This window comes from Flexivirga caeni, from assembly GCF_003724155.1.
Classification (GTDB): Bacteria; Actinomycetota; Actinomycetes; order Actinomycetales; family Dermatophilaceae; genus Flexivirga; species Flexivirga caeni.
This window is the reverse complement of record NZ_RJJQ01000018.1, coordinates 105,586-114,070: the sequence shown is the minus strand read 5'-3', so window position 1 is coordinate 114,070 and position 8,485 is coordinate 105,586. Positions and strand designations below refer to the sequence as shown.

The window sequence follows — 8,485 nt, the reverse complement described above, 5'->3', positions numbered from 1 at the left end:
GGGCAGATCCCATGACCGCCAGCGGGCACTTCTCATGACCGCTACCGGGCAGCTACCTGACCGCCCCCGGGAATTTTTTCGTGGCCGCCGTCACACCCATGGTCCCTGGCAATGACGGCGGTGCGTAACCCTTTGGTGACCAGCCGTTCCCGGCGTCCCACATCCAACGGTTCACTCCGGGCGCCGAGCACGATCGGGATGACCTGCGCATCACACGCCAACCGGCGGGCGGCACCCGCATCCAGGACGTCACCAGTCGCGACCGTCCGGGCATGCCCCACACCCTCGGTCAGGGCTTCCAGGTTCATCGTGACCAGGGCAGTCGCCCCGGCACCCGTGGGTGTTGCGTCCCCACTGACCACTTTCGCGGCTGCGGTGATCAGTTCCGTCAACGCGTCCGCGCGACGTTTTCCCGGGGTCCGCTCATCCCGCACCACCTGACCGCCGCCAACCTTCGCGCCAGTCTTCGTGCCCTCGTTCGTGCCCGGGCCGTCGTCGTCACACGTCATGGGCTGGGGTGCGGACAGGGCCAGGATCGCGGACTTCACCACCGCCGCACTGGCTGGGGCGAGTTCTGCAGTCAGGCGGGTCATCCCCGTCGGCGTGGTGAACCAACTCAGGGTTTCGACGGCTTCCAGTTTCGCGTCCTGCGCGGAGAGGGTGTCGAGGGCGTACGTGGCGATGATCATCCGCGTCAACGCCGACACCCCCACGAGACCCCAACGCCGGATCCAGGTGCAGGAAATGACCCAACAACTCATCCCGCGACGCCGTCGGTAACACCGGGGCGACCTTGTCCGTGTTCGACACCGCCGCCCGGGCCACCGCCAGGGTGCACCTGCCTTCCCGCACAGCATCCGCCACCACGGCATTGCGGCGGTCGCCGTAGGCTTCCGCGACCACGGCCATCGTCTTCGCATCCCGCGGCTCCACCATCGTGCCCGCTTCCACCGCGTGGGCGGTGATCCACTGCACCCCCGACGCCGACATGGACCTGTTCACCTCACCTCGGATGTGGGCTTCGGCGACCACCACGGTCGCCACCTGCGCAGCACGAACATGCACGCCCATCAGCTGGGTCATCAGGTCTGACAGTCCTTCTTCCCCGAGTTGGTACAACGCACCCGGCACCTCATCCAAGGCAGCCCGGAACTCCCGAGCCAACTCCAGAATCTCCGCAGCACGACCCGGCACCACAACCGGCGGCGCGGTTGGTGCGGCAGAACTTGGCGATTCACCCTGGGTCACCGGTGAATCCACCGGATCGCCGGAAACGTCACCACCGGGCACCCCCGAAACCTCAACCTCGCTGGGCACCAGAGGTCCGGGATCGTTGGTCGTCATACCCGGACCTCCTTGCCGTTCAGGGTGTTTCGCTGTACCTGCAGTTTACCTGAACGCATCCTGATAGCACAAGCGTTCTATCAGATAAATTTTCGAATAGTTCGCAGCCGTGGCCACCCCTGACACCCGGATCAGCTACCGAACCACGACCGCCCGTCATACCCCAACGACGTGACCGACACCGAGGACCCCTCGAGCGCGGCGTGCACCCCGAGCCGCCCGTCACACGGCTCCGTCGGGCCGGTCAACCGCGAGCAGGTTCGCGACATTGGTGCGGTGCTGCACCTCCCTGTCCGCCTCACCAGTCAAGCCCATCCGGCCGCCATACCTGCCGCGGCGCATACCCTTCTCGACGCAACCAGTGCTCCGTGTACACAATCCGATCAGGAGTGATGATCGTCAGCGGATCCTGAGGCGGTTCGCTCAACGGCTTACCCCGCTCGACGTGATCGGACTGCCAACGAAACGCCTCCCAGTAGCGTTCGGCGCCCGGGTCGGCCCGCTCGATGGTGCGCGCAGTTCCGAACAACTGCGCGCCGCGACTGCTGCCCTGCCCGACCAGGGGCGCAACAATGCCGGCAGCGACCCGCGGATCCCGCCGCAGATTCCGAGATTTCGGTGACGCGTTCCAGCTCGTATAGAAGATCTCGAGTCCAAGACTGTAAAACCGCACGGGTGTGGCGTTCGGCGAGCCATCGGCATTGACGGTAGCGATCACCGCCGTGTTGTGTGCCGACAACAGGTTCAAGATCCGCTCCTCAAGTGCGTCACGCTCAAGCTTGCGTGTTGGGGCAGGTCCCATTAACCAGGGATTCGTGATCGGCATGACCCACCCTCCCACACGACGCGTTCGGCCCAGCCAACTCCATCTGCGCGGAGCGGCCGCACTCCGCCGCTATCGTCTTTTCGTGACGTCGGACAATCTTCGGACAACCGCGGGGACGAGCACGGGCGACGCAAGCCGGCCGTGGACCGACCTGGCGTCCGGCTACGAGCGGGCGCGCAGCAGGGAGGACTCGCTGGACCGTCTGGTCGAGTGGCCGGCACAGCGCGAGCTACTCGGTGACGTGCGCGGGCTATCGGTGCTGGACGCCGGCTGCGGCAACGGCGACAAGGTCGCCCAGTTGGTGCGGGAGGGCGGTGCGGTCGCATCGGTCGGCGTCGACATCAGCGACAACTTCGTCACCGGCCGGCCGCCGGGCTTGTCACTCGTCGAAGGCGATCTCTCCGATCTGTCCGCGGTCCCCTGTCTCGCCGGCCGGCAGTTCGACCGGATCTTGTTCCTGCAGTCCTTCGGCTACGCACGCGACCCCGTTCACGCACTGCACGCCGCAAAGACGCTACTGACCGACGACGGCTTCATCCTGCTGACGCGCACCCAGCCCATCCGCTACGCGATCGAGCGAGCCGAGCAGAACGGCACCTCTCTGGGCGAGGAGTACTTCTCCACCGGCCCCTACTCCTACCAGCACAAGGACTGGAACGAGCAGGTCACGCTCACCAAGCGCCCATACACGATGTCCGACCTGCTCAACATCTTCAGCGCGGCCGGGTTGTGGATCGAGACGACCGTCGAACCTCAAATGCGCGAGCCTGCACGTCGGCGATATCCGCACAAGCAGGCGGTGCTGAACAAGTATCTCGGCATCCTGCTCTTCAAACTCCGGCCGTTACCCGGCTAAGCATCGACGCGCCTACGCCAGCTTCCGCGCGATGGGCACACCAGGGCGATAGGCGAGGTGTAGGTATGACGGGGCGTCGAGCACCGTCAGATCCGCGCGCGCACCGACTTGCAGCACACCAATGTCGTTGCGCCGCAACGATTTCGCCGCACCCACAGTTGCGGCGAGCAGCGCCTCGACGGGCGTCATACCCATGTCACGCACGGCCACCGCGATCGCGAACGGGATCGAGCTGGAGTAGCAGGTGCCCGGGTTGCAGTCGCTGGCCAGGGCGACTGTCGCTCCCGCGTCGAGCAACCGCCGCACGTCCGGATATGGCGACCGGGTCGAGAACTCCACACCGGGCAAAAACGTTGCCACCGTTGCAGATCCGGCAAGTGCGTCCACGTCCGCGTCCGACAGGAAGGTGCAGTGATCAACGCTCGCCGCTCCCAGGGCAACCGCTAGTTCCGCCCCCGGTCCGGGCCCCAACTGGTTCCCGTGCACCCGCACCTCAAGGCCCGCGGCGAGACCCGCCCGCAGCACCCGCTCGGACTCCTCACCGGTGAACGCAAACGCACTGTTCGGCTCGCAGAACACGTCGATCCACCGCGCATATGGCGCACAAGCCGTCAGCATCTCCCCACACACCAGGTCCAGGTAGTCATCCCGGCCGGTGGCACTGCCACGGAACTCCGGCGGCACGACGTGCGCGCCGAGAAACGTTGTCTCCTCCGTGAATTCGCGCGCGATCCGCAACGCACGCGCTTCGTTCGGCACGTCCAGCCCGTACCCGCTCTTGATCTCCACCACGCCCGTCCCCTGGGCACGCAGCTCGGCGATCCGGGCGCCGAGCAGGGCACGCAACTCGTCGTCGGTCGCCGCCCGCGTGGCCGCCATCGACACCGCGATGCCACCACCGTCGTACGGCTCGCCGGTCATCCGGGCCGTGAACTCCGCAGACCGGTCCCCGGCGAAGACCAGGTGACTGTGACTGTCGACGAATGAGGGTATGACGGCGCGCCCGCCGAGATCGCGGCGCTCGTCGGCCTCCGGCATACGTCGCCGGGCACCGACCCAGACGATCTGCCCGCCTTCCTCGACGACGGCCGCGTCGGTGATGATCCCCAACGCCGATCCGTCGCCTTCCGGGTGCGTGCGGTCGTTGGTGACAAGTTCGCCGATGCCGGCCCAGGCCGTCGCCATCTTCATGTTCGGGGCCCCCACGAAGCATTGGAGGAGCGAAGCGGGGGAGAACTTCGTGGGGTTCTCATCTGTCCTCCCAGAGCGGGTTGATCGCATCGGCAAGCAATCGGCCGACATCGCCGAGCCGGTGCTGCCGACCGGCAACGATGACCTCGCCGTCGCAGATCACGTCGGTGACATCCGCAGCCGACGCAGCCTGTAGCGCCTGCGCCGGATCCGCACCTGCAGTGCGCGTCGAATCCAATTGCACCGCAACAAGATCCGCGCGACTGCCAGCTTCAAGCCGGCCGGCCGCATCCCATCCTGCCGTGCTCCAGCCCAAGGTCGAGTGCGCAGTGGCCATCCGCAGCAGTTCGCCCGGCGAGAACCGCCCTCGCTCACCGGACGCGAGTCGCTCATGCGACTCCAGCGCCCGCATCTCCTCGATCAGATCGACGACGGCGTGCTGATCCGACCCCAGGCTGATCGTCACGCCTGCATCCGCCAGCGACCTGGTGGGGCCGATGCCGTCCGCCAGGTCGCGCTCCGTCGTTGGGCAGAAGCACGCCGTCGAGCCGCCGGCAGCCAGCAATCGCACATCGCTCTCGGTGAGGTGCGTCGCGTGTACTGCCGAGAACCGCGACTCCAGCAAACCTGCATCGTGCAGCACCTGCGTCGGCGTCCGACCGTAATACGCTGTGCAGGCTTCGTTCTCGGCTGGCTGCTCGGACACGTGCGCGTGCAGGGACGACAGTTGCAGGCCTTGCCCGGTGACCCACGCCGCCTGACTCAGCTGATCCCACGGGACGGCGCGCACCGAGTGCATGGCACCGCCGACCCTGTACGCCGACGCGTGGTCCTCGAGCCGCGAAACCCGCTCGGCCCATCGGGACAGGTCGCCGTCGCCGAAGCGCAACTGCACCCCCTCCAGCGGTGTGTGCCCGGCGGCAGTCAGCCCACCGGCCAGGTAGCACGTGTCGAGCAGCGTCAGCCGGATGCCGGCAGCACTGGCCGCCTCAATCAACGCCTCGCCCATGGCATTCGGGTCGTCATACCGGCGACCGCCTGCCTGGTGGTGCAGGTAGTGGAACTCCCCCACCGCGGTGATGCCGGCCAGCGCCATCTCGGCATACGTGGCCGTCGCGAGGCACAGGTAGCTGTCCGGATCCAGCCGTTCGGCAATGGCGTACATGCCCGTGCGCCAGGTCCAGAACGTGCCACCACCGAGGTGGGTCCGACCGCGCAGCGCGCGGTGGAACGCGTGACTGTGGCAGTTGGCGAGACCGGGTATGACGAGACCCGGAAGCCGGTGTGCCGACCCCTGCGGCGAGTCCGGGGTCACGACACCGAACCGCCCGTCCTCGATCTCGAACAGCACGTCCCGGGCGAGACCACCTGGGAGCGTTGCATATTCAGCCCAGTAGGAAGTCATGACGCAAGGTCCCGCACGACGGTCGTGAGAGCGTCGACGCCCCGCAGGCAATCGTCGCGCTCGGCGAACTCCGCAGGCGAGTGCGACACGCCGGTCGGGTTGCGCACGAAGAGCATCGCCGTCGGAGTCCCTGCCGTCGCGAGCACACCGGCATCGTGACCGGCGCCCGTGCCGAGCATCGGGGTGTCGGCACCGAGCGCCGTCCGGAGCCGGCCGGCCAGGTCGGTGTCGAAGCGGGTGGTGTCGGTCCACGACTCCTCGCGCAGCGTGCCGCCGAGCCGGTGCACGACCTCCGCAACCGCGGAAACCGTTGCCCTGACAGCGTTTTGGTCGGCTCCGCGCGCGTCGAGCCACAGCCGCACATGTGACGGTATGGCGTTCACCCCGCCCGGTTCGACCTCGACCTTGCCGGTGGTCGCCACACAGCCGCCCGCCACCGCCGCCGATCGCGCCTCGAGCACGACTTGCGCCGCCGACAACATCGCGTCCTGCCGGTCCGCCAGCGCGGTGGTCCCGGCATGGTTCGCGGTGCCGGGCAGGTCGAGACGCCACCGGCCATGCGGCCAGATGTCCGTGCCGACCGCGACTGCCGAGGTCGCCGGGTCCAGATCCGCCAGTGCGCGGCCTTGTTCCACGTGCAACTCGACGAACTGCCCGATCCGCCGGAGGGTTTCGTCGTCCCGGCCGAGCGTCTCGGGCGCCCGGCCGGCATGCCGCAACGCCTCCGCCATGGTGACGCCGTCGCCATCGGTCAGCCCGAGGGCGCGGTCTGCCGTCATCGCGCCGGTGATCACCCTCGACCCGGCGCAGGCGACACCGAAGCGAGCACCTTCCTCATCGCCGAAGTTCACCACGGCGATGGGGCGGGCGGGCCGGAAACCGCTGTCGCGCAACGCATCCAGCGCAGCAAAGGCCGAGACGACGCCAAGCGGGCCGTCATACGCACCGCCATCGGGCACCGAGTCGAGGTGCGACCCGATGACGACGCCGGGCCCGTCCGCGTCGGGGTCTCCCCACCACGCCCACTGATTGCCCATCCGGTCCTCGACCAGCCCAAGACCGCGTGCTACCGCCTCACCCGCGAACCACTCACGCAGCGTGTGATCCTCGGCCGTCCAGGCGTAGCGGCGGTAACCGCCGGTCGTCGCCCGCCCGACCGGGGCGAGGTCGGCCCACATGCGGTCGAAGGACATGCTCAGCCCTCGCGCATCGGGACTCGCACACCACGCTCGGTGGCGACGTCCTCGGCGATCTCGTAGCCGGCGTCCACATGGCGGATCACGCCCATCCCCGGGTCGTTGGTGAGCACCCGGGCGAGCTTCTGCGCGGCCAGCTGCGTGCCGTCCGCCAGAGACACCTGCCCGGCGTGGATGGAGCGGCCGATGCCGACGCCGCCGCCGTGGTGGATCGACACCCAGCTCGCGCCGGAGCTCGTGTTGACCAGCGCGTTGAGCAAGGGCCAGTCGGCGATCGCGTCGGATCCGTCTGCCATTGCTTCTGTTTCGCGGTATGGCGAGGCCACCGACCCGCAGTCGAGGTGGTCGCGCCCGATGACGATCGGTGCGCTGACCTCGCCACGGGCGACCAGGTCGTTGAAGGCGAGCCCGGCCTTGTCACGCTCGCCGTATCCCAGCCAGCAGATGCGGGCCGGGAGCCCCTGGAAGGCAATCTTCGAACGTGCGCCGCGCATCCACTTCTGCAGCCGGTCGTTGTCCGGGAAGAGGTCCATGACGGCCTTGTCGGTCGCGTAGATGTCCTTCGGGTCCCCCGACAGCGCTGCCCAGCGGAACGGTCCCTTGCCCTCGCAGAAGAGCGGCCGGATGTATGCCGGGACGAAGCCCGGAAACTCGAACGCGCGCTCATATCCGCCGTGGCGCGCCTCGTCGCGGATGGAGTTGCCGTAGTCGAAGACCTCGGCGCCGCCGTCCTGGAACTCGACCATCGCCTGCACGTGCTTGGCCATCGAGGCACGCGCTCGGTCGGTGAACTCCTCGGGCTTCTTGGCCGCGTAGTCGTGCCAGTCGTCCGGCGAAATACCCTCCGGCAAATAGGAAAGCGGGTCATGCGCGCTCGTCTGGTCGGTCACGATGTCGATCGGCACGCCGCGGCGCAGCAACTCCGGGAAGATCTCGGCAGCGTTGCCGACGACACCGACCGACCACGCGCGACGCTCGTTCTTGGCGGCGACGGCCTTCTCGATGGCGTCGTCCAGGTCGTCGGCCACCTCGTCGAGATAGCGGTGCTCGACCCGGCGCCGAAGTCGCGACTCGTCGACGTCCACGATCAGGCAGGCACCATCGTTCAGCGTCACGGCGAGCGGCTGCGCGCCGCCCATGCCACCGCAGCCACCGGTCAGCGTCAGGGTGCCGGCGAGTGTCCCGTTGAAGCGCTTCTCGGCGACGGCAGCGAAGGTCTCGTAGGTGCCCTGCACGATGCCCTGGGTGCCGATATAGATCCAGGACCCGGCCGTCATCTGCCCGTACATCGTCAGCCCGAGCTGCTCCAGGCGCCGAAACTCTGGCCAATTCGCCCAGTCCGGAACGAGATTGGAGTTGGCGATGAGCACGCGGGGCGCCCACTCGTGCGTCTGCATGACGCCGACGGGACGGCCGGACTGCACCAGCATGGTCTCGTCCGCCTTGAGCCGCTGCAGGGTGCGCACCATCGCGTCGAACGACCGCCAGTCACGCGCGGCACGACCGGTGCCGCCATAGACGACGAGGTCGTCGGGGTGCTCGGCCACTTCCGGGTCGAGGTTGTTCATCAGCATGCGCATCGGCGCCTCTGTCGTCCACGACTGGGCGGTGAGGGTCGTGCCGCGCGGGGCGCGGACCGGTCGTGCACCTTCCATGATGTTCAGATC

7 protein-coding genes are annotated in these 8,485 nt (G+C 67.9%); 1 reads left to right on the top strand and 6 read right to left on the bottom strand.

All coding sequences use genetic code 11. From position 1 onward, the window contains the following. Window positions 1-41 precede the first annotated feature (41 nt). Both EFY87_RS15995 and EFY87_RS15990 read right to left on the bottom strand, forming a co-directional pair. Window positions 42-689, bottom strand: a complete 648-nt coding sequence (locus EFY87_RS15995) for a DUF222 domain-containing protein (RefSeq protein ID WP_158607675.1) — start codon at window positions 687-689, stop codon at window positions 42-44. Window positions 690-1,642: 953 nt separating this feature from the next. Further along, complete coding sequence (locus EFY87_RS15990; RefSeq protein ID WP_123272485.1) at window positions 1,643-2,170, bottom strand: pyridoxamine 5'-phosphate oxidase family protein; 528 nt, start codon at window positions 2,168-2,170, stop codon at window positions 1,643-1,645. A gap of 82 nt (window positions 2,171-2,252) precedes the next feature. On the opposite strand from EFY87_RS15990, the gene EFY87_RS15985 reads away from it, so the two are divergent. Beyond that, window positions 2,253-3,026, top strand: a complete 774-nt coding sequence (locus EFY87_RS15985; protein WP_245988701.1) for a class I SAM-dependent methyltransferase — start codon at window positions 2,253-2,255, stop codon at window positions 3,024-3,026. A 12-nt stretch (window positions 3,027-3,038) separates the two neighbouring features. Here EFY87_RS15985 and hutI read toward each other — a convergent pair whose 3' ends face one another. The 4 genes from hutI to hutU all read right to left on the bottom strand — a co-directional run bounded on the left by hutI (window position 3,039) and on the right by hutU (window position 8,473). Beyond that, window positions 3,039-4,211 carry an imidazolonepropionase gene (gene hutI / locus EFY87_RS15980; RefSeq protein WP_123272501.1) on the bottom strand — a complete coding sequence of 391 codons (1,173 nt, stop codon included), beginning with the start codon at window positions 4,209-4,211 and terminating at the stop codon, window positions 3,039-3,041. A gap of 64 nt (window positions 4,212-4,275) precedes the next feature. Then, a complete protein-coding gene (locus tag EFY87_RS15975; protein WP_123272483.1) occupies window positions 4,276-5,622 on the bottom strand; it encodes a formimidoylglutamate deiminase in 1,347 nt (448 codons plus the stop codon). Then, window positions 5,619-6,815 carry an allantoate amidohydrolase gene (locus tag EFY87_RS15970; RefSeq protein WP_245988700.1) on the bottom strand — a complete coding sequence of 399 codons (1,197 nt, stop codon included), beginning with the start codon at window positions 6,813-6,815 and terminating at the stop codon, window positions 5,619-5,621. Before EFY87_RS15970 ends, EFY87_RS15975 begins: the two co-directional genes overlap by 4 nt. A 2-nt stretch (window positions 6,816-6,817) precedes the next feature. Then, window positions 6,818-8,473, bottom strand: coding sequence for a urocanate hydratase (gene hutU / locus EFY87_RS15965; RefSeq protein ID WP_123272482.1), 1,656 nt, complete (start codon window positions 8,471-8,473; stop codon window positions 6,818-6,820). Window positions 8,474-8,485 lie beyond the last annotated feature (12 nt).